The following is a 26,982-nucleotide window of genomic DNA, read 5'->3' as shown; positions in this document are numbered from 1 at the left end:
AGCACACCGACGACAGCCCCGGGGTCCTCCGACCCCGGGGCTGTCAGACTGGATTCATGGCTGACCTCCCCCGCAAGGCCGCGGCACGCACGGCGCGTCTCGCCGCGCTCCCACTCGGGCACGCCGGCCGCACCATGGTCGGGTTCGGCAAGCGGCTGGGCGGAGCGCCCGCCGAGGCCGTGATGAGCGAGATCCAGCAGCGCACGGCCGAGCAGCTGTTCCGCACCCTGGGCGAGCTCAAGGGCGGCGCGATGAAGTTCGGCCAGGCGCTCTCGGTGCTGGAGTCGGCACTGCCGGAGGAGATGGCGGCGCCGTACCGGGAGCAGCTGACCAAGCTCCAGGACTCGGCACCGCCGATGCCGACCCAGACCGTGCGCGACACCCTCGCCACGGACCTCGGAGCGGACTGGAAGGAGCGGCTGGTCTGGCTCGACGGCGCTCCGACCGCCGCTGCGTCGATCGGCCAGGTCCACGAGGGCCGCTGGCACGACGGGCGCCGGGTCGCGGTGAAGGTGCAGTACCCCAACGCCGGCGAGGCGCTGATGGCCGACCTGCGCACGCTCTCGCGGGCGGCCCGCGCGATCGGCCCGCTCATCCCCGGCGTGGACATGAAGCCGCTGATCGAGGAGGTCCAGGCCCGGGCGGCCGAGGAGCTCGACTACGAGCTCGAGGCCGCGGCCCAGCGCGAGTTCGCGGCGATCTTCCGCGACGACCCCGAGATCGTCGTCCCCGACGTCGTGGCCGTCGGCCCGCGGGTGCTCGTCACCGAATGGCTCGACTCGGCCGGTTCGCTGGCCACGATCATCGCCGACGGCACGCAGGCCGAGCGCGACCACTACGGCGAGATCTTCGCCCGCTTCCTGTTCTCCGGACCCGCCCGCACCGGGCTGCTCCACGCCGATCCGCACCCCGGCAACTTCCGGGTGATCCCCGAGGAGGACGGCTCCCCCGGACGGATGGGGGTGCTGGACTACGGCGCCGTCGCCCGCCTCCCCCAGCGGGGGCTGCCCGAGCCGATGGGGCGGCTGATCACGTTGTGCGCAGCGGGCGACGGCGAGGGACTCATCAGGGTCCTGCGCGAGGAGGGCTTCCTCAAGGACCGGATCCGGATCGACCCCCAGCTGCTCATGGACTACCTCTCGCCCTTCGTCGACCCGACCCTGGTCGAGCGGTTCAGGTTCAGCCGGGAGTGGATGCGCGAGCAGTTCCAGCGGATCAACAACCCGAAGGACCCGGCGTACACCGTGAGCATCAAGCTCAACCTGCCGCCGTCCTACGTCCTCATCCACCGCACCTGGATCGGCGGGATCGGCGTGCTGAGCCAGCTCGAGGCCGAGGCGCCGTTCCGTGCGCTGCTCGAGGAGTACCTGCCGGGGTTCACCCCGCCGGCAGCGGCGACTGCTCCGTGAGGCAGTAGCTGCGACCCAGCGGGTCCACGAGCACGGTCCAGTGCGGGTGGACGGCGAGAACCCGCGCCCCGAGCGCCAGGTGCCGCTCGGTCTCCGCGGCGCGATCGGTCGTGCCCCAGTCGAGGTGGGCGCGAGCCGGGCCGTCGTCCTCACCGAGACGCTGGAGCAGCAGCCGCACCGGCAGCCCCACGGGTGGCACCAGGAAGCGGAAGTCGGCGCAGACCGACGACGCCTGCTCGGCCCAACCGGTGAGCACCTTCCAGAACGACAGCTCGGCGTCGTACGACGCCCGCGGCACGTCGATCGCGACCTGCACGACGCGCGCGGAGCTCCCGTCCGGGTGCGCTGTGGGCGCGGGCACCCGGGACGCGGGGTGGTCCACGAAGCAGAGGACGATCCCGCCGGGTGAGGACATCACGACGAACCCGCGATCGACGATCTCGATCGCCCCAGCGACGGCGGCGGCATCAGCCGCCGCCCTCGGATCGGGCACGTGCAGGTCGAGGTGGACCCGGTCGTCACCGACCCTGCGGCGCTGGACCTTGAGGTAGGAGTCCCCGTCGGGCGGGACCAGGGTCGCGAACTCCTCGGCGTCCCCTCGGGGCGCAGACAGGGCGGACCCCGTCGCGGCCTGCCAGAAGCCGACGCCGGGCTGGTGGTGGTCGGGCGCGAAGTCGAGAAACGCCGTGATCCAGGTCGGGCTCACGAGAGCGAGCCTACGACTCACCACACACCGAGGACACCGCCGCCGATCCGGACGACGAAGGCACTGACGACGAGGATGAAGAACGCCCGGACGAAGCGCGCGCCCCGCGCGACCGCGGTGCGGGCACCGACGTAGCCGCCGACCAGGTTGCAGGCGCCCATCATCAGGCCGACGTCCCACAGCACCGCACCGGTCGGGATGAAGAGGGCCAGCGCCCCGATGTTGGTGGCGAGGTTGGCCAGCTTGGCCTTGGCCGAGGCCTGGAGGAAGTCGTAGCCCATCAGGCCGACCAGGGCGAAGACGAAGAAGCTGCCGGTGCCCGGCCCCAGGATGCCGTCGTAGAGACCGATCGCGAAGCCGACCGCCATCGCGGCGACGAGGTGACGTCGGCCGGCGAACCGCAGGTCGGTCGCGGAGCCGAGGTCCGGTCGCAGGAGGACGTAGGCGCCGACCACCACGAGCGCGGCGAGGACGAGCGGCTCGAAGGCCGCCTTCGGGATCCGGGAGGCCGCGAGCGCCCCGATGAACGCGCCCGCCAGCGCGAGCGCCATCAGCGGCCCGAAGGTCCTCGGGTCGGGACGCAGCCGGCGGTAGTAGGTCACCGAGCTGGCTGCCGTGCCGCAGACGGACGCGATCTTGTTGGTGGCCAGCACCTGGACCGGGCTCGCACCCGGCAACCCCAGGAGCAGTGCAGGCAGCTGGACCAGGCCACCACCACCGACGACGGCGTCGACGAAGCCCGCCGTGAGTGCCGCCAGTGCCAGCAGGGCGATGACGGTCGGGCCGAGGTCAGCCATCGGCCCAGTCGAGGTCCTTCGTGGGCCGGTCGCCGATCTCTCGGGCGACGCCGTCGCTGGTCTCGATGCACCCGGCCGTGATGTGGACCTGGACGACGCCCGCGAAGTCGAAGCGGATCTCGAGGTCCTCGCGGGTCGCCAGCACGATGCGCTCACGCGGCTGCGGGTCGAGCTCCCAGCCGTCCCCGGTCAGCGCCTCCCCCGTGGCGGCCATGGCGTCGTCTGTGGCCATCTCGGCCGGCGCGGCGAAGCGCGCGAACACCCGGAGCTTCACTCCGCGCGGTGCATAGCTCTCGCCGCAGATGGAGGTGGCACGGGTGCCTGCCTCGAAGGCCATGTCCGTCTCGCCGGCGATGTCGTGCAGGACGCCGTCGACCACGTCCAGGGCCTCCTGCTCCAGGGCCTCGAACCTGGACCGGTCCTCCGTGTCCCCGCCGGCACTGCACCCGGCCAGGACGACCATCAGCCCGGCCAGAGGCGCTGCCGCGGTCCCAAGACGAGCCTTCACGTTCACAGGATGCCACCCAGCACGGAGTGCTCCCACAACCACTCGCCGGCCGTGCCGACGCCGTCGAGCACGCTCGCTCCGGTCGAGGCCGCGAGGAGCTCGCTCAGCGTGAGGTGGCCCCCGCCGTCCTCGCCGCGGTGCGGCTGCTCGGTCACGAGGTGGTCGTTGTCCGCGACGACGTGCGCCATGTTGTCGAGGGACTCGTCCTCGAAGTACGACGTGTGGTTGCCCAGCAGGTCCTCGATCCGCAGCGATCCGTCGCCCGTCTCGAAGCGCACACCTCCGAAGTCGTCGGCAGCTGGGTCGTGTCCCAGGGCGCCGACACCGCCTCGATCACCCGAACCGAGCAGCGACACCGGGTCGTGGTCCTTGGACCCCACCCACACGTCGGCGTCGGTCAGCGAGGCGGCGGTGCTCTCCGGCTGGCCCGGGCTGCCGATCAGGATCGCGTCGTCGACCTCGGCGCCGTCCTGCAGGCCGTGCCCGACCGCGGTCGACCCGTAGCTGTGCCCGATCGCGGTCAGATGCGCCCGGTCGCCCTCGTCGGACCCGCGCAGCCCGTCGATGAAGTCGGCGAAGCGCTCACCCCCGGCGTCGGCCTTGACGGTCAGCGCCACGCCGCCGAGGTCCGGGATCTCCCACGGCTTGATCGGATTGCCGCTCGGGGCGTCGTAGTCGAGCCAGTAGATCGAGGACACCGAGCCGTTGTCCTCGTCGAGAGCCGCTCGGTGCAGGTCGTGGGTCTTGTCGAGGTTGCCGTCGGTGCTGGACGTCTCCGAGGTGAGGCCGGGGACGTTCACGGACACGTGGTCGGCCTTGTCCGGGTCGCCGAAGGCGATGGCGACCGCACCGTCACCGGAGTGGCTGCCGGGGGCATAGACCAGCAGGTGCAGCAGCTCGCGCCCGGTGAGCGGGTCGAGCTCGGCACGGTACTCGTCGATCTGCTCCTGGATGTGGGCCGCGTTCTCCGCAGCCGACCTCTCCTCGCCACTCAGCTGCGAGTCGCCGTCACGTTGCGCCCAGTAGTCGAGGTCGCTGGTGAGCGCGGCCCGGTTGGCCTCGTCGCGGTCGCGAGCGGGGATGCCGTTGGCGTTGCCGACGCGATGCGGGATCTCGGTGCTCAGTGCGGCGCGCTGGGCACGAGTGAGCGAGAGCCACCACGCGTTGAGCCGTTCGGGATCGCCCCGCAGGGAGTCGAACCGCTCGACCAGGGGCCCGACATCGACCCGACCCGGGTCCTCGGCCGCCAGCCGTCCCTCGACGAGGGTGTCGACGCCGGCGAGGGCAGCGATGAAGTCGGCCTCGGTGTCGTCGTACCGCCTCACCCACTCCTCGATCTCGGCGATCACCGTGGTCGCGCGGGTCATGAGCCGCTCACCCCGGCGCTGGAGGACTGCGATCTCCGCCTCGGTCGCGGCGCTTCCGGACGCTGTGACGTCGGCGCGCAGGGTGGTCGCGTCGCCGTTGACGGCCCTGCGCTCCTCCTCCAGCCGGAGGCGCAGCGAGGAGAGGATCGTCAGCCGCGCCTCGAACCGGTCGGCCGCCGTGACGGCCCGGTCGAGCGCGGCCTCGGCGTTGTCGAGTCGTCGGGCGAAGCGGGTCGCCGCATGGTCGTGTGCGGCCGCGGTGTCGCCCTGCCACGCCGGGGCGGCGATCCCCTCGGCCCAGCCCTGGACGTCCTTGACGCCGACGGTGACGGCCCGCAGGTCCGTGGCGAAGGTGAGCGCACGGGCGGGGGTGGACTCCAGCGTCCGGAAGGCCGGCACGTGCGCCGGAACGAGGATGACGGTCATGGCTGCCCCGCGATCCCGGCGTCGCTGTGGGCCCAGGGCAACAGGGCCCGGACCCGCTCCGCCTGATCGGCATCGGCCAGCCACACCCGCTGGCCGAACAGCACGATCTCGTCGCTGTGGGCCTGGGCCCGCTCCCCCGCGACCTTGATCTCGTCGACCCAGGGCTCCCGGAAGGCCTCGACCGCTGCCGTCACCTCCGCGGAGAAGCCTGCGATCGACGACTTGTGCAGTCGCCGCCAGTTGCCGTCCAGCTCGTCAGCGGCCTCGTCCCACTTGATCTTGGCCGTGCGCAGCACCTCGAACGGGACGTCCAGTGTCACCGCCATGACCCGGCCTCCTCGAGCACGGCGGCCCGGTCCGGCTCGCTGACGGGCAGCACCCCGGTGGCGATCCGGAGCACGGTCGCCCCCGGCCCCGCCTCGCCCTCGAAGTCGACGAGACCGTTGGTCGCACGCAACAGCGGATGGCCCGCGCGCCGGGTCGGGGCCAGACGCCAGCCCAACCCGTCGAGCACCACTGCGGCTCGCCGCAGCAGGTCGACCCCACCCGCGTCGCCGGGGTCGACCAACGAGCGGACGATCAGGAGGGCGTGTCCATCGCCTCTCGACGCCCACCGGACGCCGGGCGGCCCGGCATCGGGAAGCAGGGGGACCAGGGCTGCCCATGCCTCGCGGGCGAGCTCGACGACCGCACGCACCGCGTCCGAACTGTCGACCGGGGGCTCGTCGGGCTGGCCGGGCTCGTCGGGCTCGTCGGACCCCGGCGGCAGCAGCACCAGGTCCACGTCAGGGTGCCGTCGGCGCACGACCGACCAGAACGGGTCGTCGTCGACGACCGAGGGGTTGACCTTGCGCAGGGGCCCGAGATCCGCGTCATCCATGCACCCTCGGCTGCCCGGTCATGGAATCCGGCAAACACCACGCGGCGGTTGTCCACAGGCGGGCGCACGGGCGTCAGCCGACCCAGAACCCCCGGGAGCCGAAGAAGTCGCCGTACGACCCCGGACCGCCGCCGGACGAACGTCCGCCGCTGCGCGAGCCGAGATAGGAACCGACCACCGCGGCGCCGAGGTCGCCCGACTCGGGAGCGATCACGGAGCCGTCGACCCGGCGCGCCATCGATTCGATGAAGCGCGCCAGACCCGGGTCCTCACCGAGGCGGAAGAAGGTCGTCTGCGCGCCCAGCCGCCGCGCGTTGTCCAGCTCGCGCACCGCGAGCGAGATCGTCATCGGGTGCGGCGGATAGTTGAAGAAGACCTCGCCGCTCGACTCCAGGTGCGAGGTCGGCTCACCGTCGGTGACGATCAGCAGCACCGGCTGCGCGTTGGGGTGCCGGCGGAAGTGGCGGTTGGCCAGGAGCAGCGCGTGGTGGAGGTTGGTGCCCTTCGCCCACCGGGCGTCGAGCGCCGTCAGCTCCTCGATCCGCATGGTCTGCGCGTGGCGGCCGAAGCCGATCAACTCGAGGTCGTCGCCCCGGAACCGAGAGCCGATGAGGGTGTGCAGCGCCAGGGCGGTCTGCTTCATCGGCACCCAGCGACCGTCCATCGCCATCGAGAACGACGTGTCGACACACAGGGCGACCGCCGCCTGGGTGCGTGCCTCGGTCTCCGCGACGTCGACGTCGTCGATGGTCAGGAGCGGCCCGCCGGGCTGACCCGCCCGACGGAGTACGCCGTTGAGGATGGTCTGCGGCAGGTCCCACGGCTCGGTGTCGCCGAACTCCCGGGGCCGGGTGGCACCGGACAGGTCGCCCGCGGCACCGGCCTGGCGCAGCTCGCGCTGACCCTGACGGCCCGACATCCGCTGGGCCACGTCACGCAGCAGCGCCTTGCCGAGCTGGCGCATCGCCTTCGGTGTCAGGCGCAGCTCGCCGTCGAATCCACGCTCCATGGCCCCCGAGTCGCGCAGCGCCTGCTCGAGCTCACGCAGCTTGCGCGCGTCGACCGCCGCCTCGTTGCCGAGCTGGCGGGCGAGCCTGTCGAGGTCGATGTCGTCCAGACGTGCGCCGCCGTAGGACTGGGCGATCTGATCAGCGAGCGCATCGAGGTCCGCGAGGTCCTGCAGCACGCCGGTGCCGTCACCGAGGCCGAGTCCTTCGCCCCCACCGAACTGCTCCGAACCACCCCAGTCCTCCCCTGGCCGCAGCCCCATGAGGTTCTGGTCGAGCCGGTCGAGCTGGTCCATCAACGCCGGGGAACCGAAGGCCTGCGCGGACAGCTCCATCAGCTCGGCGCGCTGCTCGGGCGTCATCGAGTTCAGCATCCGCTGCGCTGCGGCTGATCGCTGGGCCAGCGCGTCGAGGAGCTCGTCGATGTCCTGCGGGTCCTCCGGGAAGTGCTGGCCGTGCTTGCCCATGAACTCCTGGAAGTCCTCCGGGGTGTCCTCGTTGCGGCCGTGCTTCTCCAGCAGGTCGTTGAGGTCGGAGAGCATCTCGCTGATCGCCTCGCGATCGGCCTCGGTGGCCCCCTCCATCGCCTGCTTCATGCCCGCGAAGCGCTGGTCCAGGAGCTCTCGACCGAGCAGGTCCTTGATCTGCTCGAAGGCCTCCCGGGCCTCGCTGGACTGCCAGTCGTAGTCACCGAGCTCGGTGACCGCGGCCGCCGGGGAGTCCGGCAGGTTCTGCATCCGCATCTCGCGGAACGCCCGGTCGGCGTCGTCCATCAGCGCGTCACGGGCCAGCTGCTTGCGCTCCTCGAGCACGGCCTTCTCCAACAGCTCGCGGACCTCGGCGAGGGTGCCGTCGAGGTTGTGCTGCTGGAGCAGCTCACGGCGCCGCTCGGCGACGCGTCGTCCGAGGTCGTCGAGTCCGGCCTGGTCCTCGCCACCGCGCCGCAGGAACTCCCGCATCGCCCGCTCCGGGCTGTAGCCCGCCATGACGTCCTGACCGATGGCGTCGAGCGCCTCGGCGATGTCGACGGGCGGGGCGAGGGGGTCGCCCCCGTCGTACCTGCGGTAGCGACTCATCCGTAGACCGTCTCCGTGCCGGTGGTCCCGGACTGCTGGTCCTTGCCGATCTTGCGGGCGAGGAACAGGCCCTCCAGTGCGAGCTCGATGGCGGCGGCCCGTTCGCCGTCGGTGCGGCCGCCACCCGCTCCGTTGACCCGCTCGCAGACCTGGTCGTAGAGATCCGACTCCCCCAGGACCGGGAGGCCGGCGAGGACGTCGCGGGCGGTGACCGAGCCGCCGGTGATGACGGTGGCGCCCTCCTCGACCGACTCGACGAGCAGCGCGAAGTCCAGGCCGCGGAACCTCTCGCGGACGGTCTCGGCGGTCGCCGTACGCAGCAGGTGGGTGAGGATCTCGCCCTCGCGTCCCTCCTCGCCCGACTCGAACTCGATCTTGCCGCCGAGCACCTCGACGGCCGTCTCCAGGTCGACGACCCGGGCGACCGCGCGGTCCTCGCCCTGGACGGTCGCCCGTCGCAGGGCGGCGGCGGCGATGGTCTCCGCGCCGGCGATCGCGAACCGGGCCGAGACGCCGGAGCGCTGGTCCACGGCGCTGGACTCACGCAGGTTGCGGGTGAAGCGCGCGAGGATCTCGACCAGGAAGTCGGGCACGTCCACGAGGTCCGGCAGCAGGTCGGCCTCCTGTCGTACGACGGCGATCTCCGCCGCGAGGGCCTTCGGGTAGTGCGTGCGGATCTCGGCGCCGAAGCGGTCCTTGAGCGGCGTGATGATCCGGCCACGGTTGGTGTAGTCCTCGGGGTTCGCCGAGGCGACCACGAACACGTCGAGCGGCAGGCGCAGGACGTAGCCGCGGATCTGGATGTCGCGCTCCTCCATCACGTTGAGCATCGCCACCTGGATCCGCTCGGCGAGGTCGGGCAGCTCGTTGATGGCCACGATGCCGCGGTGGGAACGGGGGATCAGGCCGAAGTGGATCGTCTCCGGGTCACCGAGGGAGCGTCCCTCGGCCACCTTCATCGGGTCGACGTCACCGATCAGGTCGGCGACCGAGGTGTCCGGGGTCGCCAGCTTCTCGGCGTACCTCTCGCCCCGGTGACGCCAGGCGACCGGCAGCTCGTCGCCGAGCTCGGCCGCTCGACGACGCGACGCGACGGTGATCGGCTCGAACGGGTGCTCGCCGAGCTCGGAGCCGTCGATCACGGGCGTCCACTCGTCCAGCAGGCCCACGAGCGTGCGCAGGAGGCGGGTCTTGCCCTGGCCGCGTTCGCCGAGCAGGACGACGTCGTGGCCCGCGATGATCGCGCGCTCGAGCTGCGGGATGACGGTGTCCTCGAATCCGTGCAGGCCCGGCCACGGGTCCTCCTTGCGGCCGAGCCGGTCGAGGAGATTGCCGCGGAGCTCGGCACGCAGGGTGCGCTGCTCGTGGCCAGAGGCCCGCAGCGCGCCGACGGTGGAGATGGTGGGTGCCGACGCGGGATCAGTTGTGGTCACGATCTCACGCTACTGCGGGCATGCAACGCCTGCCGGGGTCCTGACGAAGCCCTAGGCTTCGGTCGTGGTCATCGTCCTCGGCGTGCTGTGCGTGCTGTGCGTGCTGCTCGTCGGCACCGTCGTCCTGTTCGCCCGCGATCGGGCACGGCTCCAGCAGGAACTGGTCGACGTCCGTGCGCACCTCGCGCAGATCGAGTCAGACCTCGATGCCGCCCTCCGGCCGGCTCCCCCGAGCAACTCCGCGGAGCGCGCCATGCGCCGGATGATCCGCACGGCGTCGAAGGTCCGCTCCCATGGCATCAGCGGCCTGATCCAGAGCACCGTGGAGGACCTGCAGACCTGGGCGAGCGAGGACGAGCGCGCCGACATCCTCAACATGGCCGCCTCCGACGGCACGGTGACGCTGTTCTTCTCCGACATCGAGAACTCCACCCCCCTCAACGACCGGCTCGGCGACGACACCTGGGTCAAGGTGCTCGCCGCGCACGACCGGGTGCTGCGCACCCGCATCGAGAGGTACCGCGGGCAGGTCGTGAAGACCGCCGGCGACGGCTTCATGGTCGCCTTCCGCGACGCCGAGGCCGCCTGTCGTGCCGCCCTCGGCATCCAGCGCGACCTCCCCCGCGAGGTGACCCTGCGCCGCCACGGTCCGATTCTGGTCCGGATCGGCATCCACACCGGGCAGGTCGTGGCGCGCGACGGCGACTACTTCGGGCGCAACGTCGCCATGGCGGCCCGGGTCGCCGATCTCGCCGCCGGCGGAGAGATCCTGGTCAGCGACGCCGTACGGGAAGCCCTGGACGACGACGCCGCCGTGATCCTCGTGGAGCGCGACACCGTCGAGCTCAAGGGCCTCGCCGGGGAGCACGTCGTGTGGGAGATCCTGCCGCCGGCTCCGTGAGGTGCGCGAAGTGCGCGGTTCTCTCTGCCGAAGTGTCTGGTTTTCTCCATCGAGGTGCGCCCACAGGGGTCACCTCGATGGAGAAACCCACGCACTTCGGCGGAGAATGAGGCGCACTTCGCGGGTCAGCGGGCGAGGATGACCGAGGAGCCGTGGCCGAACAGGCCCTGGTTGGCCGTGATGCCGACGCGGGCGCCCTCGACCTGGCGGCCCGTGGCCTGACCGCGCAGCTGCCAGGTGAGCTCGCAGACCTGGGCGATCGCCTGGGCGGGGACCGCCTCGCCGAAGCAGGCGAGTCCACCGGACGGGTTGACGGGGATCCGGCCGCCGATGGTGGTGTCGCCGGCACGCAGCAGGACCTCGGCCTCGCCGGGCTTGCAGAGCTGGAGGTCCTCGATCCAGTCGAGCTCGAGGGCGGTGGACAGGTCGTAGACCTCGGCCACGTCGACGTCCTCGGGACCGATCCCGGCCTCGTCGTACGCCGCCTGGGCCAGGGACTCCTTGAAGGTGTGGTCCGGGATCCCGGTCAGCGCCGAGGAGTCCGTGGAGAGCAGGGGCATGTCGATGACGGTGTTGGGGAAGGTCGGCGTGACGGTCGAGACCGCTGCGACCCGCACCGGGTCCACGATGCCGTGCTTCTTCGCGTACTCCATGCTGGTCAGCACCACCGCCGCGGCGCCGTCGGAGGTCGCACAGATGTCGAGCAGGTGCAGCGGGTCGGAGACGACCGGGGAGGCCAGCACGTCGGCGACCGTCGACTCCTTGCGGAAGCGGGCGTACGGGTTCTCCAGACCGTGCCGGGCGTTCTTGACCTTGACCTGCGCGAAGTCCTCGCTGGTCGCGCCGTACAGGTCCATCCGGCGGCGCGCGTAGAGCGCGAAGTACGCCGGGTTGGTCATGCCGAGCAGCCGGAAGCGCAGCCAGTCGGGGTCGTTCCACCGCTCGCCCGCGTTCGGGGCGAGGAAGCCCTTCGGCGTGGTGTCCGCGCCGACGACCAGGGCGACCTCGCACAGGCCGGCCATGATCCGGGCACGGGCGGTGTCGATCGCCTGCGCACCAGTCGCGCACGCGGCGTACGACGTCGCGATCCGGGCGCCGTTCCAGCCGAGCGCCTGGGCGAAGGTCGATCCGGCGACGTAGCCGGCGTAGCCGTTGCGGACCGTCTCGCCACCGACGACGAGGTCGACGTCGGCCCACGCGATGCCTGAGTCCTTCAGCGCCGCACGGGCCGCGTGGACGCCGTACTCGGTGAAGTTGCGGCCCCACTTGCCCCATGCGTGCATGCCGACGCCGGCGATGGCGACCTGGTTCGTGCTGCTCATGCGGACACCGGCTTCCAGCGGTAGGTGGTGCGCTCGCCGGACTCGTCGGCATGGAGCGTCTCGATCACGAGCTCGACCTCGGCGCCGACCTTCAGGTCAGCGACGCCGAAACCGTCGGCCACCTGGCCCAGCACGACCAGGCCCTCGGGCAGCTCGACGGCGGCCAGCGCGAACGGCTGGTACGGGTCGGAGGCGGGGACGTACGGCGCCGGGGGCTGGTACTGCGCATCGGTGTAGGACCACACGGTCCCGCGCCGCGAGAGCTCCACGGACTCGTGGGCCTCGCCGTCGCAGGCGGGGTTGCGGCAGTAGAACGCGGCAGCTCCGGCATCGGAGGACACCGGCGGGAACACCACGTTGCGGCAGGTGGTGCACCGCGACGCGAGGAGGTGCGGCTCGTCGCCGGTGGTGAACCAACCGTCGATGACGGGAGTGGCGGTCAAGACAGCCTCCTGAACTAGAACGTGTTCTCATTCTAGCAAGGAACCGGGATCAGCCCTCGTCGGGATCCTGCTCGGGCGGCGGGCCCGGCTTCTTGCACACCACGGAGTCGGCCGGCGTGTAGACGGTGTGGAACTTCTCGGTGTGGTCCACGGCCGACTGGCCGTGCTTGCGGAAGATCCGGGTGACGTCGATCTGGAAGCCGGAGTAGCCCGTGAACGACTCGCAGTCGGCGGTGGTCAGCGTGCGGGTCGCCGGGGGCACGTAGGCGTAGCGGTTCGACGTGCGCGAGTCGATGTCCCAGACCTTGGTGGACCACATCTGCACGGTCACGGTGCCCTGGCGCGAGAAGTTGCTCGGCTCCACCCAGGCGCGGACGAGGACGCCGTACTCGCTGTCGTTCTCGAAGCGCAGGTCGACCGTCGGCCATGCGACGGTGGCCTCGCGCCCGACCGGGTAGCGGTCGATGTAGAACGAGTGCGGCTTGTGCTGGATGTCCTTGAGGCCCGCGAAGAACATCGCGTTGAAGGTCGTCGTCGCCATCTGCGAGACGCCGCCGCCGAGATCCTTCTTCAGGATGCCGTTGGAGATGACGTAGCCCTCGGTGAAGCCGTTCTCGGCGGTGCGCTCCCCCACGATGCCGTTGAGGGAGAACTCCTCACCGGGCTTGAGGAGCGTGCCGTCGACGAGCTTGGCCGCCCGACCGATGTTGATGTTGCGGTAGTCGGCGTGGGGATAGCGCGTCGTGAACTCGGAGATCTTCTCGACGATCTTGAGGTCGCGGGCGTCCTGGGTCGTGAAGTCCGCCTCGGTGACCTCGGCGTCGACCTTGCCGCTGCGCTCGCCCTCGTCGCCGGTCAGCAGACCGGTGAAGACCTCTGCCACCTGGGCGGGGTCGAACTCGACGCCCGGCTTGGCAGGAACGATGCGGGGCTTGCCCTTGGCGATGCGGACGGTTGCGTCGACGGGCTCGCCGTCGGTGGTGACGCCCTTGACGAGCGTGGTCAGCACGGCCTCGTCGACGACAGGGACGAGGACCCCGTCCTCGGGCTCCATCGAGAGGGCCTTGGCGAACTGGCGCGGGGACAGGCTCACGTCGCTGTCGCCGAAGACCAGCGTCACCGGGTGGGCCATCGCCGGGTCCGCGAACTCCTCGACGGCCCTGGCGACGTCGGCTGCGTCGATGTCGGGGTCGGACTTGACGACCTCGAGCGAGACGGCGTCGTCCTCGGTGAGGAAGGCCTCGGTCAGGGCCTCGCGGGCAGCGTCGCGGTCCACCGCGTCGCCGCGGACCGGGTCGACAGTCCTCACTCCGTCGGCACTGAAGGTGACCTGGCCGTCCTTGGGGGCGGTGCCCAGGCCCTTCGAGAGCTCGTCGAGCCTGGTGTCGAGCAGTGACTCGTCGACGTCGACGACGGCATCGACGTCACCGCCACCGGCGAAGTAGTCCCACTGGCGACCGGGACTCCAGCTGGAACCGGCGCCTGCGGCGTCGACCGAGGCCGGGTAGTCGACCGAGAGGCCGAGCTCGGAGGGCTTCAGCGCGGAGCCGTTGGCCTCGCTCCCGGCGAGGGATGCCTTGACCGTCACGTCGATCGGCTGGGTCTCGCGGGACTCGAAGGCCTCCTCGAGCGTGCTGATCGCGGCCGAGCGGGACAGGCCGCCGACATCGACGCCGGAAATGGTGGTGCCCCGCGGGACCTTGTCACCGGCGAGGGCGTGGGCGGCGACGTAACCGCCACCCACCAGGACCAGCAGCACGGCGACGACCACCACGACGGCCTTGCCGCCGGGGCGCTCACGCTTCTCGTCCGGAGCGGGGTCCCAGGTGGTCACGGCAGCCATCCTAGGGAGCGGTACCGACTCCGCCGGAATCGCCGTCGGGAACCCGGCGCCCGACCAGGCCTGTGAATCCGCCCGCGAGGACGACCAGGCCGAACCCGAGCAGGACATAGCCGTTGGCGTCCGAGGAGACGAGGTAGTCGCCCTCGGGACGCTCCGTGGTGGCCCGCCAGAGGACGGCCACCCAGCCGATGGCGAAGCCGAGGCGGGCCGCGCCACCCGGCAGCGCCACCATCACGGCGAGCGTCGTCGCGACCCCGAGCAGCAGCCCCCAGAGGTGGTCGTGGAGCAGGACGGAGCACAGTCCGACCGCAGCGCCGACGACGAGGCCCCCCAGGGCGGCCACGCAGCGCCGGAGGACTGTCACGGCCCCGGGACGACGCCGGAGAAGAGGTCCGTCTCCCAGCCGTTGTCACCGGACGCGTCGCCGGGGGTGCCCCGGACGAGCCGGTACTGCTCGCGCCCGAAGGCCTCCGCGCCGGAGTTGTTGGAGAGCGCGAAGAACGGGCCGTCCGTGGTGATCTGGGTGGCGTGGGCCCGCAGCGCGTCCAGCTTTCGCTCGACGAACTCGCTGGCGTCGACCTCACAGCTGATGTCCGCGTCGGGCCGGAACATCGCCGGCAGGTCGCCGTCGGGGTCCATGCCCTCGAAGGTGGTCGTGTCACCGGCCTCGCGCAACCGGCGCAGGCCCTCGCGGATGCGGCTCTCCGAGATCGCGCCCCAGTAGATCTTGGGGATGTCCCAGGCATCGCCCAGGTCGCGGCGGTACGACGGCGCGGCGGCCAGCTGGGCGGCGTACATCGCGACGCGGTGGGCCTGGATGTGGTCCGGGTGGCCGTAGCCGCCGAACTCGTCGTAGGTGACGAGCACCTGCGGACGGACCTCGCGGATCACAGCGACCAGGTGGGTGGCCGCCTCGGTGAGGTCGGCGTGCCAGAAGGTGTTCTCGTGACCGGTGCCGTCTTCTGGCAGATCGGCGGCGACGGCGTGGCCGTCCTCGTGCCACTTCATGCCCGAGTCGCGGTAGGTGCCGAAGCCACCAAGGAAGCGGTGGTCGGTGACACCCAGCTCGGCCATCGCGGCGTCGAGCTCGCCCTTGCGGTGGAGACCGAGGCCGTCCTCCTTGTCAGCGGCGAGGTGCTCGAGGGCGGGAACGAGGATCTCGCCCATCTCGCCCGCCGTGCAGGTCACCAGCGTGACCCCGTGCCCCTCGGCGACGTACTTCGCCATCGTCGCGCCCTGGCCGATCGACTCGTCGTCGGGGTGAGCGTGGACGAGCAGCAGCCGGTGGGCCGGGGTTTCACTCATGGAGCCGAGCGTAATGATGGGTCCCATGACCCACGCGTTCGGGCGGCAGGCTGCCGCCGTGGCGACCCTGTCGCTGCTCGCCTCCGGCCTGTCGGGATGCGGCCTGCTCGATGGGAGCTCCCGGGTCGAGGAGGCGCTGGAGTACCTCCCCCAGGACTCCGCGACCGTCACCTTCGTGGACCGCACGGCGATCGCTGAACGCATCAGCGAGGGCGACAGCACGCCCGGCACCGGCGACGACGAGGCCTACGGCACCGAGCTGACCCGCTGGGTCGCCGTCATGCAGGAGGCGGGCTTCAGCGACTTCGACGTCGAGTGGGAGGCCTCGGCCACCGGGGCCGACGTCGGGCTCGTCCGGGTCTGGAAACTGACCGACGAGGCCGACTTCGGTGCCATCGCCGACGACCTCGTGGACGCCGGCTACGACCGCTCCGGCAGCGCGGACGTCGAACGCTTCGACATCGAGCTCTCCTCGGCCGATGCCTCGGGGACGTACGGCGGCCGCTACCCCGCGTTCCTGAGCTCGCTCGCCCTGGTGCCGGACGAGCGGCTGGTCCTCTCCGGCAGCGTCGACCTGGCCGTGGACGTCGCCACCGACGACGAGGACTCGCTGGCCGATGCCGGCTCCTTCGACGAGCTGCTCGGGCTCGCCGCGGACGACGACGCGCTCGAGTACGCCGTCCTCACGCTCGAGCCGTCCTGCGGCGCCGGCGGTCGGATGAGTTCCGAGCAGGTCGCCCAGCAGCTCGAGGGCCTGGCCTACCCGGACCGCGGCATGGCGCTCCTCGCCGACCCCGACGAGGGGCTGCGGGCCGTCCGGCTCTTCGGCGAGGAGGACGACCCGGAGAGCGACGCCGAGGGCCTCGATGCGTACCTCTCCGACCGTGCGCCCGCCACGGGTTTCGACGTCGACCTGGACGTCCGCGCCGACGGCGACGCGGTGGTGGCCGAGGCCGACTTCGACGACCGCCGCCAGCTCGTCCGGGCATGGAGCCGGGTCGAGGGGCCGTTCGCCTGCCCGCCGGGCAGGTGACTACACCTCCGGGCGCTTGACCCGCTTCGGCTGGTCGGGGAGCGGCAGGGCGAACCCGGCCTTCGTGGCCGGCACCGCAGGAGCATCGTCCGGCTCGTCGTCGTCGAGCCAGCCGTCGTACATCTCGACGAGCATGTCGAGCTGGATCTCCGGCGCGTCGGTGAGGACCGCCCAGGGGTGGTCCTCGTCGTCGTCCTCGCCGGCGAGCCGCTCGCGCACGACCTCCGCCTCGTAGCCCCCGCGCACGAGCGCCAGAGCCGCGGACCGCGCGTGCTCCTCGTCGAAGAAGATGCCCCTCACGGCTCCATGATGACGCAAGCCCGCTGCGGGCTTCGGCTACGGTGTGCGCCGTGTCCGGACTGCACCTGACGCGCACGGCTGAGAACGGCGCGGAGATCGACGCCCTCGCTGCTGCGCTCGCCCGCGACGGGGGCGGCCGGGTCGGGATCGACGGCCTCATGCCCGACCTCCACGCACGGATGCGCCGTACGTGGGCGCCCCATCCCCGGCTGCTCGGGCTGAAGGTCACCCGCGCACTCACCTGGGAGGCCCACGACCGTCGTGACCACGAGTGGTGGCCGCAGGGCATCACGACCTCGGCGCACACCGGACTCGACGAGCGCCACGGCCGCGACGTCCTCGCGACGTCCTGGTACGCCAAGGGCGACGCCGGGTCGCGGATCAGCATCGTCGACGTCGAGCGCGGCCGTTACGGACACGTCCTGCTCGTGACGCCGACCCTCGTCGACGGACGCCCCGGCATCGCGCCCCTCAAGGTGCACGCCGGCGGCATCGTGTGGCACGGCGACTACCTCCACGTCGCGGCCACCGGCCGGGGATTCGTGAGCTGCCGGATGGACGACCTGATGCGGGTCCCTGCCGGCTCGGACCACGAGACCTTCGGTCACCGCTACGTCCTGCCGGTGCGCTTCTCCCACAAGGGGCACAGCGCCGAGGGCATCGGCAAGCTCCGGTTCTCCTTCTTCACGGTCGACCGGTCCGGGACGGATCCGGCCCTAGTGGTGGGCGAGTACGGCAACAGGAAGCAGACCCGGCGCGTGGCGCGGTTCGCGCTCGACCCCACGACGAAGCTGCCGATCGGCGACGCCGAAGGCTTCGTGCGACCCGAGGTCGACGACCGCGGCGAGCCCCGGATGCAGGGCGTCTCCGTCGTCGACGGCACCTACTACGCCACCCGGTCGCGCAGCCCCTACCGCTTCGGCTCGATGTACGTCGGGCAGCCGGGTGCGTTCCGTGAGCACCGGTGGGCGACGCCGATCGGCCCGGAGGACCTGGTCTTCTGGCCGGAGAACGACTCCTTCTGGTCGGTCACCGAGCATCCCCGCCGGCGCTGGGTCTACGCGATGGACCGCGCGGGCCTGCGGCGCTGAAACGAAACACGCGCGACCCACGACGCGCCTAGGCTGCGGCCGTGATCCTGCAACCCGGCACCGGACCGATCCGCGCGGCGTCGTACCTGCCGGCGGAGCCGGACACCGTGCTGTGGGGCCGCCTCCCCTGCGCCGGTGACGACCCGGTGCTGGTCGTCGAGCCGGGCACCGAGGTCACCTTCGACACCATCAGCCACGAGGGCATCCTCGAGGACCAGGGCCGCGACCCGCTCGCCTTCTTCGCGCGCCACGGCGTGGCCGGGGACGGCGTGCTCGAGGACGCGGTGGCGCTGGCGGCCTCGGCGATCGAGCGCACCTTCGGCGTCGACGGACCCCACGTGGTCTCGCACCCGGTCCGGGTCAGTGGCGCCCGTCCGGGCGACCTCCTGGCCATGACGGTCGTGGAGATGCTGCCCCGGGTGCCGTACGGCGTCGTGTCGAACCGGCACGGCCGCGGCGCGCTGCCCGGGGAGATGCCGGCGGACGGAGAGACCGTGTCGGTCTTCGCGTCGGTCTCCGACGACGGCACCCACGGCCGACTCCCGCTCGTCGACGGCGGCGAGCCGGTGGTGTCCTTCCCGCTCGCGCCCTTCCTCGGGGTGATGGGCGTGGCGACGGCGGAGCGCGAGCGTCCGCACTCCGTGCCGCCCGGGGCCTTCGGCGGCAACCTCGACATCAACCTGCTGACCGTGGGCGCCACGCTCTACCTGCCGGTCCAGGTCCACGGGGCGCTCGCGTACGTCGGCGACCCGCACTTCGCGCAGGGCGACGGCGAGGTGTCGCTGACGGCGATGGAGGCGTCGTTGCGGGCGACGGTGCGCCTCGACGTCGTGGCCCGCGAGGACGCACTGCGTCAGTTCGGCGAGCTCGCCGGTCCGCTCGCGGAGACCGCAGAGCACCTGGTGCCGACCGGGCTCGACCCGGACCTCGACGTCGCCGTCCAGAACTGTGTCCGGGCCGCCATCGCGCTGCTCGGCGCCCGTCACGGGATGGCGCCACACCTGGCCTACGCCTACCTCAGCGCCGCCACGGACTTCGACATCTCCCAGGTGGTCGACGTCGTCAAGGGCGTCCACGCCCGGATCCGCAAGAGCGACTTCCCGGCGCTGCCATGAGCATGTGGGACGAGCGGATCTGGGCGCTGCGCGGCGATCCCCTCCTGCACGGTGCCGACCGTGGTCCGCTGGTCGGCGAGAGCCTCGCGGTCAAGGACCTGTACGACGTCGCCGGGCTCTCCGTCGGTGCCGGCAACCCGACGCGCCTCGCCGCTGCGGACCCGGCCGACACGGACGCGGAGGTCGTCGCAGCCCTCGTGGCCGCGGGCGCATCGATCCGCGGGATCACCCAGACCGACGAGTTCGCCTACTCGCTCGCCGGCACCAACGCCCACTACGGGACCCCGCCGAATCCTGCGGCCCCCGGCCGGATCAGCGGCGGCTCCTCGTCGGGATCGGCATCGGCCGTCGCGCTGGGCGAGGCGTCGATCGGCCTGGGCACCGACACCGGCGGCTCGATCAGGGTGCCGTCGTCGTACCAGGGCCTGTTCGGGATCCGCACGACCCACGGCGCCCTGAGTCGGGACGGCCTGCTCCCGCTGGCGCCGAGCTTCGACGCCGTCGGCTGGATGACGCGCGATGCGTCCCTGCTGGCGCGGGTCGGCGACGTCCTGCTGCCGGGCACCACCACCGATGCCGACCGCCGGCTGGTCACCGTGCCTGCCCTGCTGTCCCTGGCGGATGCCGACGTGGCCGCTGCCGTCGCGGGCTGGGAGCCGGAGTGGGGCCTGCGGCTCCCGGAGGCCTGGCCGCTCGAGGACCTCCCGGCGTGGCGCGACGCCTTCGTCGTGCTGCAGGCGTGGGAGGCCTGGCAGGCGCACGGCTCCTGGCTCGGGGACCGGCTCGACACCCTCGGCCCGGACGTGCGAGCACGGTTCGAGCGGGCTCGCGGCACCACCGCGGACGAGGTGGAGGCAGCACGGGACACGGTCGAGGACGCCCGCGCCACCATCCGCGAGCTCCTCGGCGACCGGATCCTGGTCCTGCCCGCCGCACCGACGGTGGCGCCGGCCCTCGGCCCCGGTCTCGCGGACCGGTTGCAGGCGACCCGCGAGGCGACCCTCACGTTGACCTGCCTGGCCGGCATCGGCGGGCTGCCCGCCGTGACGGTGCCCCTGCGCACCGCCGCGGGCCTCCCCTGCGGCGCCTGCCTGGTCGCCGCACCCGGTCGCGACCGGGACCTGCTCGACCTGCTCATGAATTGACCTGCCTGAAACGATTGTTTCGCTCGCCCTTCACAGGGAGGATCTAGTTTCAGGTCCGAGAGGAGGCAGGTTGCTGATCGAGGAGTTCAACGCATTGCCCGACGCCGAGGTGGCCGCGGCCCTGCGGACCTGTGTCGCGATCGAGTCGTGGGTGGCCGACCTGGCCGCCGGTCGACCCTTCGCCGACGCGGCAGCGCTGCTCGACGCCGGTCGCGCCCAGATCGTGGGGTGGGCGTCGGCCGACGTCGAGACAGCGCTCGCCGACCACCCGAGGATCGGCGAACGACCGACCGGGGCCGGCGACGCAGCTGCCCACTCCCGGCGCGAGCAGTCCGGCCTGGACCCCGCCGATGTCGCACTCGCCGAACGACTGCGTGAGGGAAACGCCCGCTACGAGGAACGCTTCGGCCGGATCTACCTGGTCCGTGCCAAGGGACGCAGCGGTCCCGAGCTGCTCGGCCTGCTCGAGGAGCGGCTCGGCAACGACCCCGTGACCGAGCTCGAGGTCACCCGGCAGCAGCTCGGCGAGATCGCACTGCTGCGCCTGGCCGACCTGGTCGAACCCGAGGAGAACCGATGAGCACCTGCTCCACCCATGTCCTGGACGCCGTCCTGGGCCGGCCCGCGGTGGGTGTCGCGGTCGCGCTCAGCTCGGCCGACGGCACCACCCTCGCCGAGGCGAGGACGGACGACGACGGACGGGTGCGCTTCGAGGAAGACCTCGACGCAGGTCTGGACGCCGGGCTGCACCGCCTCGTCTTCGCGACCGGCGCCTGGTTCGCCGCCCAGGACCGGGCGAGCTTCCACCCGGAGGTCACCGTGGCCTTCACCGTCGAGCACGGCGAGCACCACCACGTGGCCCTCCTGCTCAGTCCCTTCTCCTACACGACCTACCGGGGATCCTGATGGGCGACTACGTGCTCTCCGACCTGCAGCACGGCAAGGCCGAGTGCCGGCTGGTGAAGGTCGACCGGTCCTCCGACACGCACGTCCTGCACGACCTGAACGTGACCACGCAGCTGCGCGGGGACTTCGAGACGGCGTACACACAGGGCGACAACAGCCACGTGCACGCCACCGACACCCAGAAGAACACCGTCTTCGCGCTGGCCCGCCAGCACGGCGTCACGAGCCCGGAGGACTTCCTGCTCGCGCTCGCCGGGCACTGGCGGAGCCAGGAGTGGATCACCGGCACGTGGTTCCACGCCGAGCAGTTCGACTGGGAGCGGCTCCCCGCCAACGGTCACTCGTTCGTGCGGACCGGCGCAGCGACGCGGACGGCCTGGGTGCAGACCTGGGGCGAGGACACCTTCGTGCTCGGCGGGCTGTCCGACCTGGTCGTGCTGAAGAGCACCGGCAGCGAGTTCAACGGCTTCCCGCGGGACAGGTTCACCACGCTCGCCGAGACCGAGGACCGGGTGCTCGCGACGAGCGTGAGCGCGACGTGGCGGTACGTCGGGACCGACGTGGACTGGGATGTCGCCCATGCCACCGTGCAGTCCGCCCTGACCGGTGCCTTCGCGACCACCCACAGCCTCGCGTTGCAGCAGACGATCCATGCGATGGGCGAGGCGGCGCTCGACGCCTGTCCCGACATCGCGGAGATCCGCATCTCCTGCCCCAACAAGCACCACTTCCTGGTGGACCTGGCGCCCTTCGGGCTCGAGAACCCGGGCGAGGTGTTCATGGCCGCCGACCGCCCCTACGGCCTGATCTCGGCGACCCTCAGCCGCGCCACCGCCGACGAGCCCCGGGCCTGGGCCGGGGTCCCCGGATGACCTCCTCGACGACGTACGACGCCGTGGTGGCCCGCAACGTGCTGGTGGACGGCGCGTTCCGACCGGCGACGGTCCTCATCAGCGACGGGCGGATCACCGCCGTCGAGGAGTACGACGCCCGCCGCTCCGGCGCCGTCCTGCACCTCCCCGACACGGCGTCGGTCCTGCCGGGGATCGTCGACACGCACGTGCACGTCAACGAGCCCGGTCGCACCGAGTGGGAGGGCTTCGCGACGGCCACCCGCGCCGCAGCCCTCGGCGGCGTGACGACGCTGGTCGACATGCCACTGAACTCCGTGCCGCCGACGACGACCCTCGAGGCGCTGGACCTCAAGAGGTCGATCGCCGCCGATCAGGCAGCAGTGGACGTCGGCTTCTGGGGCGGTGCTATCCCCGACAGCCTCGGGTCCCTGGAGGCGATGTGGGACGCGGGGGTCTTCGGTTTCAAGTGCTTCCTCGCGCCGAGCGGGGTCGAGGAGTTCCCCGCGCTGGACGCAGCCGGGCTGCGCACCGCACTGTCCGAGATCGCTTCCTTCGACGGCCTGCTGATCGTGCACGCGGAGGACGCAGCCGTCCTCGACGCGGCACCGCACCCGCCGAGCCGCGCCTACGCCGACTTCCTCCTGAGCCGCCCCGACGAGGCCGAGACGGCCGCGATCCGCGGACTGCTGAAGGGCGCCCGCGACACGGGTTGCCGGGTGCACGTGCTGCACCTGTCGAGCGCCCGGGCGCTGGACCTGCTCGCGGACGCCCGCGCCGACGGCGTACCCGTCACCGTGGAGACCTGCCCGCACTACCTCTGCCTGGCCGCCGAACAGATCCCCGACGCGGCCCCGGAGTTCAAGTGCTGCCCGCCGATCCGCGACGAGGGCAACCGGGCAGCCCTGTGGGACGCGCTCGCGGAGGGGCTGATCGACATCGTCGTGAGCGACCACTCCCCCGCGACGGCGGCGATGAAGTGCGCCGGCGACGGCGACCTCCAGCAGGCCTGGGGCGGGATCTCGGGCCTGCAGGTCGGCTTCACGGCCGTCGCCGACGAGGCGCTGCGCCGAGGCATCGGGCTGGAGCGGGTGGCCGGCTGGATGGCGACCGGTACCGCCGACCTCGTCGGACTGTCCGCCAAGGGGCGGATCGCGGTCGGGGCGGACGCGGACCTCGCCGTCCTCGACAGCGCCGTCCCGCTCGCGGTCGACGTACGACAGCTCGCCCACCGCAACCCCATCTCTGCCTACGACGGGCGGGAGCTCGCCGCCTCGGTGACCCACACGCTGCTCGGCGGCGTGCTGGTCCCCGATCGACACGACGGTGCGCGACGAGGCGCACTGCTGGAGAGGAACCGTTGAGATGAGCCACCAGGAGATCGCACCCCCGCCCCGCCTGCTGATGGGCCCGGGTCCGATCAGCGCGGACCCCCGCGTCCTGCGGGCGATGGCCGCGCCGCTGGTGGGCCAGTTCGACCCGTTCATGACGACGACGATGAACGAGGTGATGGGGCTCTACCGGACGGTCTTCGACACCGCCAACGAGCAGACCTTCCTCGTCGACGGCACGTCCCGGGCCGGGATCGAGGCCGCGCTGGTGTCCCTGGTCGAACCCGGCGACCGCGTGCTGGTGCCGGTCTTCGGACGGTTCGGCCACCTGCTCGCCGAGATCGCCGGTCGCTGCGGCGCCGAGGTCCACACGATCGAGGTCCCGTGGGGCCAGGTGTTCGCGCCGGAGGCGATCGAGGACGCCGTACGCGCCGTCCGGCCGAAGGTCCTCGCCTGTGTGCAGGGCGACACCTCGACCACGATGTGCCAGCCGCTCGCCGAGATCGGCGCGATCTGCCGCGAGCACGACGTGCTGCTCTACTGCGACGCCACCGCGTCGCTCGGCGGCAACGAGTTCCGCACCGACGCGTGGGGCATCGACATCGCGACCGCCGGACTCCAGAAGTGCCTCGGCGGACCGTCCGGGTCGGCGCCGATCACGATCTCGCCGCGGGCGGTCGAGATGATCGGTGCGCGCCGCCACGTCGAGGCAGGTCTGCGTGAGATTCCGGGGGGCGAGGACGTGGACGCCGCGCGCGGCCGGGTCATCGCGAGCAACTACTTCGACCTGGCCATGGTGATGGACTACTGGGGCCCGCGCCGCCTCAACCACCACACCGAGGCCACCTCGATGCTGTACGCCGCCCGGGAGTCCGCCCGCCTGCTCGTCACCGAGGGCGTGGACACCGCCGTGGCCCGCCACGAGCGGCACGGACGCGCGATGCTCGACGGAGTCCGCGGTCTCGGGCTCGGGGTCTTCGGCGACGTCGCCCACAAGATGAGCAACGTCGTGGCCGTCGAGATCCCCGAGGCCCTGGGCGCAGCCGGTGGCGACGCCGTGCGCGGCAGCCTGCTCGACGACTTCGGCATCGAGATCGGGACGTCCTTCGGACCGCTCCACGGGAAGGTCTGGCGGATCGGGACGATGGGCTTCAACGCCCGCAAGGACGCCGTCCTGACGACGCTCGCAGCACTCGAGCAGGTGCTCCGCGCCCATGGCGTCGCGGTCCCGCCCGGGGGCGGGGTCGCGGCCGCGCAGGAGGTCTACGCATGACCACCGCCGAGCTCGTCCTCGCCCGGTGCAGCGAGCTGGACGCCATCTCCGCCTCGGAGACCTGGCTGGAGCGCACGCACCTCACCCCGGAGCACCGGGTCGCCAACGCGCTCGCCGGCAACTGGATGCGCGAGGCGGGCCTGCAGGTCCACCAGGACGCCGCCGGCAACATCTGCGGACGCCGGGAGGGCTCCACCCCCGGTCTTCCCGCACTGCTGCTCGGCTCCCACCTCGACACCGTCCCCGACGCGGGCAGCTTCGACGGGATGCTCGGGGTCCTGATGGCGATCGCCGTCGCCGAGCGGCTGCGGGACACGCCCCTGCCCTTCGCGCTCGAGGTGATCGGCTTCAGCGACGAGGAGGGCAGCCGGTTCGGCAAGGCCCTGCTCGGCAGCCAGGCGGTCGCCGGGACGTGGGACGAGGACTGGTGGGACCTGCGCGACCGCGACGGGATCACGTTGCACCAGGCGTTCCTCGAGTTCGGGCTCGATCCACGCCGGGTCGGCGAGGCCGCCCGGCGACCCGAAGACCTGGTGGGCTACCTGGAGGCCCACATCGAGCAGGGCCCCTACCTGGAGGCGGCCGACGCCTCCCTCGGCTACGTCACGACCATCGCCGGCGCGCGCAGGTTCCGGCTGTCGGTGACCGGCGAGGCGAGGCATGCCGGCGGGACGCCGTACGAACGCCGGCGCGACGCGCTCGTCGGGGCCAGCGAGATGATCGTCGCCGTCGAGCGCCTCGCGAAGGCAGCCGGTACCATCGCCACGGTCGGGCGGATCGAGGTCCAGCCCGGTGCGGTCAACGTGATCCCCGGGAGGGCCGACCTCAGCCTGGACCTGCGCGCGGCCACCGACGACGAGCGCGACCGCTCCTGGCAGGAGATCGAGCGCGAGCTCCTACGGATCTGTGAGGAACGCGACCTCCGGCTCGACGCGGTCGAGACGCACAACGCGCCGGCGGCGCCGTGCGCCAGGTGGCTGACCGAGGCGATCATCGAGGGCATCCACGTCTTCGCCGACGACGAGCCGATGGGGCTGTGGAGCCGAGCGGGCCACGACGCGATGGCCGTCGCGGCCGTCACCGACATCGCGATGCTGTTCGTCCGGTGCCACGACGGGATCAGCCACCACCCCGACGAGGCCGTGCGCGAGGTCGACGTCGAGAACGGGATCGATGCCTTCGAGCACGCGGTGCTGGCCGTCGCCTCCGCGCACCTGGCGAGGCTCGGATGAGGATCGACGAGCGGATCACCGCCCACCACGACGAGCTGACCCCGCAGGAGCGACGGGCCGCCGCCACCCTCCTCGAGCACCTCGACGACCTGGCGACCTACCGTGCCGCCGAGCTCGCGGAGCTCGCCGGGGTCTCGCGGGCGACGATGAGTCGCCTGTTCCGCAGCCTGGGCTTCGAGGACTTCGACGAGGTCCGTGAGCACCTGCGCGGGCTCCGCGGCGCCGGGGAGCCGCGACGCATCGACGGCGCACCGGACCTCGTGACGATGGCCGCTGCCGAGCAGGCGGCGATCCTGCGCGCCATCGAGCACCCGCGCCTGCTCGAGGTCGCGGGACAGCTCGCCCTCGCCGACCGGGTCCTGGTCGTGGGGTGGCGCAACAGCTATCCCGTGGCCCTCCACCTGCGCGAGCAGCTCGCCCAGGCCCGTGACGACGTACGCATCGCACCGGTGCCCGGCCAGACCACGGGCGAGGAGCTGGTCGGCCTCGGTGCCTCCGACGTCGTGCTCGTCGTCGGCTTCCGGCGGCGACCGCAGTTCGTCGGCGACTTCATCGCCGCCGCCCGTGACACCGGTGCGACGGTCGTGCTGATCGGCGATCCGAGTGCCGTCGCGCACGCCTCCCAGGCCTCGGTGTGGCTGGAGTGCCCGTTGCAGCACACCCTCGCCTTCGACAGCTATGCCGCCCCGATGGCCCTGGTGAGCGTCCTGGCGGACGCCGTCCTGGCTGCCTGCCGACGTCGCGGACCCGCCCGGGTCCGGGCGATCAGCGAGACCTACGAACGACTGGGAGAAGTCGAGTGACCGACCACACCGCCTGGCTGGCCCGCGCCGTCGACCTGGCCGTCGACAACGTCGCCTCCGGAGGAGGTCCGTTCGGCGCCGTGATCGTCCGCGACGGCGTCGTGCTCGCCACCGGCCAGAACCGGGTCACCCGCGACCTCGACCCGACCGCCCACGCCGAGGTCGTCGCGATCCGTGCCGCCTGCACGTCCGTCGGCGACTTCAGCCTCGCCGGCGCCACGCTCTACACGTCGTGCGAGCCGTGCCCGTTGTGCCTGTCGGCAGCGTTGTGGGCACGACTGGACCAGGTCCTGTACGCCGCCGACCGCGACGACGCCGCACGGGGCGGGTTCGACGACCGGGAGTTCTACGAGCTGTTCGAGAAGCCACGCGAGCAGTGGCCGATGGGGATCACCGGGCTGCGCCCCGACAACGCCTCCGCGCCCTTCGACTCATGGCTGGCCCACGAGCACCGCACCGCCTACTGACTGGCCGAGCTC

The 26,982-nt window shown here is 72.0% G+C and carries 28 protein-coding genes; 14 read left to right on the top strand and 14 right to left on the bottom strand.

Annotated features, from left to right (window positions below):
- Nucleotides 1-56: 56 nt before the first annotated feature.
- A complete protein-coding gene (locus tag ASE01_RS10340; RefSeq protein WP_056750647.1) occupies nt 57-1,409 on the top strand; it encodes an ABC1 kinase family protein in 1,353 nt (450 codons plus the stop codon).
- Here the strand turns inward: ASE01_RS10340 and ASE01_RS10335 are convergent.
- From ASE01_RS10335 to ASE01_RS10300, 8 genes are all read right to left on the bottom strand, one after another.
- Nucleotides 1,378-2,115, bottom strand: a complete 738-nt coding sequence (locus tag ASE01_RS10335) for a VOC family protein (RefSeq protein ID WP_082605980.1) — start codon at nt 2,113-2,115, stop codon at nt 1,378-1,380. The two genes, ASE01_RS10340 and ASE01_RS10335, sit on opposite strands and share 32 nt — an antisense overlap.
- 17 nt (nt 2,116-2,132) lie before the next feature.
- The gene (locus ASE01_RS10330) at nt 2,133-2,912 is read right to left on the bottom strand and encodes a TSUP family transporter (protein ID WP_056750641.1); all 780 of its coding nucleotides are present in this window, start codon (nt 2,910-2,912) and stop codon (nt 2,133-2,135) included.
- Nucleotides 2,905-3,420, bottom strand: coding sequence for a hypothetical protein (locus tag ASE01_RS10325; RefSeq protein ID WP_157537253.1), 516 nt, complete (start codon nt 3,418-3,420; stop codon nt 2,905-2,907). The genes ASE01_RS10330 and ASE01_RS10325 overlap by 8 nt, the downstream gene beginning before the upstream one ends.
- Nucleotides 3,421-3,422: 2 nt before the next feature.
- Nucleotides 3,423-5,213, bottom strand: a complete 1,791-nt coding sequence (locus tag ASE01_RS10320) for an alpha/beta hydrolase (protein ID WP_056750635.1) — start codon at nt 5,211-5,213, stop codon at nt 3,423-3,425.
- Nucleotides 5,210-5,539 carry a hypothetical protein gene (locus ASE01_RS10315; protein WP_056750632.1) on the bottom strand — a complete coding sequence of 110 codons (330 nt, stop codon included), beginning with the start codon at nt 5,537-5,539 and terminating at the stop codon, nt 5,210-5,212. The genes ASE01_RS10320 and ASE01_RS10315 overlap by 4 nt, the downstream gene beginning before the upstream one ends.
- Nucleotides 5,530-6,093 (bottom strand): hypothetical protein, encoded by a 564-nt coding sequence (locus ASE01_RS10310; RefSeq protein WP_056750629.1) that lies wholly within the window; start codon nt 6,091-6,093, stop codon nt 5,530-5,532. The genes ASE01_RS10315 and ASE01_RS10310 overlap by 10 nt, the downstream gene beginning before the upstream one ends.
- Before the next feature lie 73 nt (nt 6,094-6,166).
- Nucleotides 6,167-8,176, bottom strand: a complete 2,010-nt coding sequence (locus ASE01_RS10305; RefSeq protein ID WP_056750627.1) for a vWA domain-containing protein — start codon at nt 8,174-8,176, stop codon at nt 6,167-6,169.
- The gene (locus tag ASE01_RS10300; protein ID WP_200958807.1) at nt 8,173-9,609 is read right to left on the bottom strand and encodes an AAA family ATPase; all 1,437 of its coding nucleotides are present in this window, start codon (nt 9,607-9,609) and stop codon (nt 8,173-8,175) included. The genes ASE01_RS10305 and ASE01_RS10300 overlap by 4 nt, the downstream gene beginning before the upstream one ends.
- A 64-nt stretch (nt 9,610-9,673) precedes the next feature.
- Between ASE01_RS10300 and ASE01_RS10295 the strand changes: the two genes are divergently transcribed.
- Entirely contained in the window at nt 9,674-10,510 is an 837-nt protein-coding gene (locus ASE01_RS10295) for an adenylate/guanylate cyclase domain-containing protein (RefSeq protein ID WP_056750624.1), read from the top strand.
- A 125-nt stretch (nt 10,511-10,635) separates the two neighbouring features.
- Here ASE01_RS10295 and ASE01_RS10290 read toward each other — a convergent pair whose 3' ends face one another.
- From ASE01_RS10290 to mshB, 5 genes are read right to left on the bottom strand one after another with little or no spacing between them, the layout of a single operon-like run.
- Nucleotides 10,636-11,832, bottom strand: coding sequence for a lipid-transfer protein (locus ASE01_RS10290; RefSeq protein WP_056750617.1), 1,197 nt, complete (start codon nt 11,830-11,832; stop codon nt 10,636-10,638).
- Nucleotides 11,829-12,275 (bottom strand): Zn-ribbon domain-containing OB-fold protein, encoded by a 447-nt coding sequence (locus ASE01_RS10285; RefSeq protein ID WP_056750615.1) that lies wholly within the window; start codon nt 12,273-12,275, stop codon nt 11,829-11,831. Before ASE01_RS10285 ends, ASE01_RS10290 begins: the two co-directional genes overlap by 4 nt.
- Nucleotides 12,276-12,324: 49 nt before the next feature.
- Complete coding sequence (locus ASE01_RS10280; RefSeq protein WP_162260288.1) at nt 12,325-14,109, bottom strand: VanW family protein; 1,785 nt, start codon at nt 14,107-14,109, stop codon at nt 12,325-12,327.
- A gap of 10 nt (nt 14,110-14,119) precedes the next feature.
- Nucleotides 14,120-14,461 carry a hypothetical protein gene (locus ASE01_RS10275; protein ID WP_056750610.1) on the bottom strand — a complete coding sequence of 114 codons (342 nt, stop codon included), beginning with the start codon at nt 14,459-14,461 and terminating at the stop codon, nt 14,120-14,122.
- Nucleotides 14,462-14,478: 17 nt separating this feature from the next.
- A complete protein-coding gene (gene mshB, locus ASE01_RS10270; RefSeq protein WP_056750607.1) occupies nt 14,479-15,423 on the bottom strand; it encodes an N-acetyl-1-D-myo-inositol-2-amino-2-deoxy-alpha-D-glucopyranoside deacetylase in 945 nt (314 codons plus the stop codon).
- Nucleotides 15,424-15,448: 25 nt separating this feature from the next.
- Between mshB and ASE01_RS10265 the strand changes: the two genes are divergently transcribed.
- Entirely contained in the window at nt 15,449-16,456 is a 1,008-nt protein-coding gene (locus ASE01_RS10265) for a hypothetical protein (protein ID WP_056750604.1), read from the top strand.
- On the opposite strand, the gene ASE01_RS10260 is transcribed toward ASE01_RS10265, so the two are convergent.
- Nucleotides 16,457-16,756 (bottom strand): hypothetical protein, encoded by a 300-nt coding sequence (locus tag ASE01_RS10260; protein ID WP_056750603.1) that lies wholly within the window; start codon nt 16,754-16,756, stop codon nt 16,457-16,459.
- A gap of 50 nt (nt 16,757-16,806) precedes the next feature.
- Here ASE01_RS10260 and ASE01_RS10255 point away from each other — a divergent pair, with 50 nt between their 5' ends.
- The 11 genes from ASE01_RS10255 to ASE01_RS10205 all read left to right on the top strand — a co-directional run bounded on the left by ASE01_RS10255 (nt 16,807) and on the right by ASE01_RS10205 (nt 26,970).
- Nucleotides 16,807-17,847 carry a hypothetical protein gene (locus ASE01_RS10255; protein ID WP_157537251.1) on the top strand — a complete coding sequence of 347 codons (1,041 nt, stop codon included), beginning with the start codon at nt 16,807-16,809 and terminating at the stop codon, nt 17,845-17,847.
- Between the two features lie 41 nt (nt 17,848-17,888).
- The gene (locus ASE01_RS10250) at nt 17,889-18,962 is read left to right on the top strand and encodes an acetamidase/formamidase family protein (protein ID WP_056750598.1); all 1,074 of its coding nucleotides are present in this window, start codon (nt 17,889-17,891) and stop codon (nt 18,960-18,962) included.
- Entirely contained in the window at nt 18,959-20,107 is a 1,149-nt protein-coding gene (locus tag ASE01_RS10245) for an amidase (protein WP_056750595.1), read from the top strand. Before ASE01_RS10250 ends, ASE01_RS10245 begins: the two co-directional genes overlap by 4 nt.
- Nucleotides 20,108-20,177: 70 nt before the next feature.
- A complete protein-coding gene (gene uraD / locus ASE01_RS10240; RefSeq protein WP_056750593.1) occupies nt 20,178-20,687 on the top strand; it encodes a 2-oxo-4-hydroxy-4-carboxy-5-ureidoimidazoline decarboxylase in 510 nt (169 codons plus the stop codon).
- Complete coding sequence (gene uraH / locus ASE01_RS10235; protein WP_056750589.1) at nt 20,684-21,013, top strand: hydroxyisourate hydrolase; 330 nt, start codon at nt 20,684-20,686, stop codon at nt 21,011-21,013. Before uraD ends, uraH begins: the two co-directional genes overlap by 4 nt.
- Complete coding sequence (gene pucL, locus ASE01_RS10230; protein WP_056750584.1) at nt 21,013-21,885, top strand: factor-independent urate hydroxylase; 873 nt, start codon at nt 21,013-21,015, stop codon at nt 21,883-21,885. Before uraH ends, pucL begins: the two co-directional genes overlap by 1 nt.
- On the top strand, nt 21,882-23,228 hold the full coding sequence (gene allB, locus ASE01_RS10225; RefSeq protein WP_056750580.1) for an allantoinase AllB: 1,347 nt from the start codon (nt 21,882-21,884) through the stop codon (nt 23,226-23,228). The genes pucL and allB overlap by 4 nt, the downstream gene beginning before the upstream one ends.
- Nucleotide 23,229: 1 nt before the next feature.
- On the top strand, nt 23,230-24,468 hold the full coding sequence (locus ASE01_RS10220; protein WP_056750577.1) for a pyridoxal-phosphate-dependent aminotransferase family protein: 1,239 nt from the start codon (nt 23,230-23,232) through the stop codon (nt 24,466-24,468).
- Nucleotides 24,465-25,700, top strand: coding sequence for an allantoate amidohydrolase (locus ASE01_RS10215; RefSeq protein WP_056750573.1), 1,236 nt, complete (start codon nt 24,465-24,467; stop codon nt 25,698-25,700). Before ASE01_RS10220 ends, ASE01_RS10215 begins: the two co-directional genes overlap by 4 nt.
- Nucleotides 25,697-26,503, top strand: a complete 807-nt coding sequence (locus ASE01_RS10210; RefSeq protein ID WP_056750569.1) for a MurR/RpiR family transcriptional regulator — start codon at nt 25,697-25,699, stop codon at nt 26,501-26,503. The genes ASE01_RS10215 and ASE01_RS10210 overlap by 4 nt, the downstream gene beginning before the upstream one ends.
- On the top strand, nt 26,500-26,970 hold the full coding sequence (locus tag ASE01_RS10205; protein WP_056750566.1) for a nucleoside deaminase: 471 nt from the start codon (nt 26,500-26,502) through the stop codon (nt 26,968-26,970). Before ASE01_RS10210 ends, ASE01_RS10205 begins: the two co-directional genes overlap by 4 nt.
- Nucleotides 26,971-26,982: the final 12 nt, after the last annotated feature.

Origin of the sequence: Nocardioides sp. Root190, from assembly GCF_001428565.1 — a bacterium.
Taxonomy (GTDB): Bacteria; Actinomycetota; Actinomycetes; order Propionibacteriales; family Nocardioidaceae; genus Nocardioides.
This window is presented reverse-complemented; position numbering and strand designations above follow the sequence as displayed.

Coding starts and splice junctions, on each gene's coding strand:
- ASE01_RS10340 (WP_056750647.1), top strand. CDS start 57: ATGGCTGACCTCCCCCGCAAGGCCGCGGCACGCACGGCGCGTCTCGCC.
- ASE01_RS10330 (WP_056750641.1), bottom strand. CDS start 2,912: ATGGCTGACCTCGGCCCGACCGTCATCGCCCTGCTGGCACTGGCGGCA.
- ASE01_RS10320 (WP_056750635.1), bottom strand. CDS start 5,213: ATGACCGTCATCCTCGTTCCGGCGCACGTGCCGGCCTTCCGGACGCTG.
- ASE01_RS10315 (WP_056750632.1), bottom strand. CDS start 5,539: ATGGCGGTGACACTGGACGTCCCGTTCGAGGTGCTGCGCACGGCCAAG.
- ASE01_RS10310 (WP_056750629.1), bottom strand. CDS start 6,093: ATGGATGACGCGGATCTCGGGCCCCTGCGCAAGGTCAACCCCTCGGTC.
- ASE01_RS10305 (WP_056750627.1), bottom strand. CDS start 8,176: ATGAGTCGCTACCGCAGGTACGACGGGGGCGACCCCCTCGCCCCGCCC.
- ASE01_RS10290 (WP_056750617.1), bottom strand. CDS start 11,832: ATGAGCAGCACGAACCAGGTCGCCATCGCCGGCGTCGGCATGCACGCA.
- mshB (WP_056750607.1), bottom strand. CDS start 15,423: ATGAGTGAAACCCCGGCCCACCGGCTGCTGCTCGTCCACGCTCACCCC.
- ASE01_RS10265 (WP_056750604.1), top strand. CDS start 15,449: ATGACCCACGCGTTCGGGCGGCAGGCTGCCGCCGTGGCGACCCTGTCG.
- ASE01_RS10245 (WP_056750595.1), top strand. CDS start 18,959: ATGAGCATGTGGGACGAGCGGATCTGGGCGCTGCGCGGCGATCCCCTC.
- uraH (WP_056750589.1), top strand. CDS start 20,684: ATGAGCACCTGCTCCACCCATGTCCTGGACGCCGTCCTGGGCCGGCCC.
- pucL (WP_056750584.1), top strand. CDS start 21,013: ATGGGCGACTACGTGCTCTCCGACCTGCAGCACGGCAAGGCCGAGTGC.
- allB (WP_056750580.1), top strand. CDS start 21,882: ATGACCTCCTCGACGACGTACGACGCCGTGGTGGCCCGCAACGTGCTG.
- ASE01_RS10220 (WP_056750577.1), top strand. CDS start 23,230: ATGAGCCACCAGGAGATCGCACCCCCGCCCCGCCTGCTGATGGGCCCG.
- ASE01_RS10215 (WP_056750573.1), top strand. CDS start 24,465: ATGACCACCGCCGAGCTCGTCCTCGCCCGGTGCAGCGAGCTGGACGCC.
- ASE01_RS10210 (WP_056750569.1), top strand. CDS start 25,697: ATGAGGATCGACGAGCGGATCACCGCCCACCACGACGAGCTGACCCCG.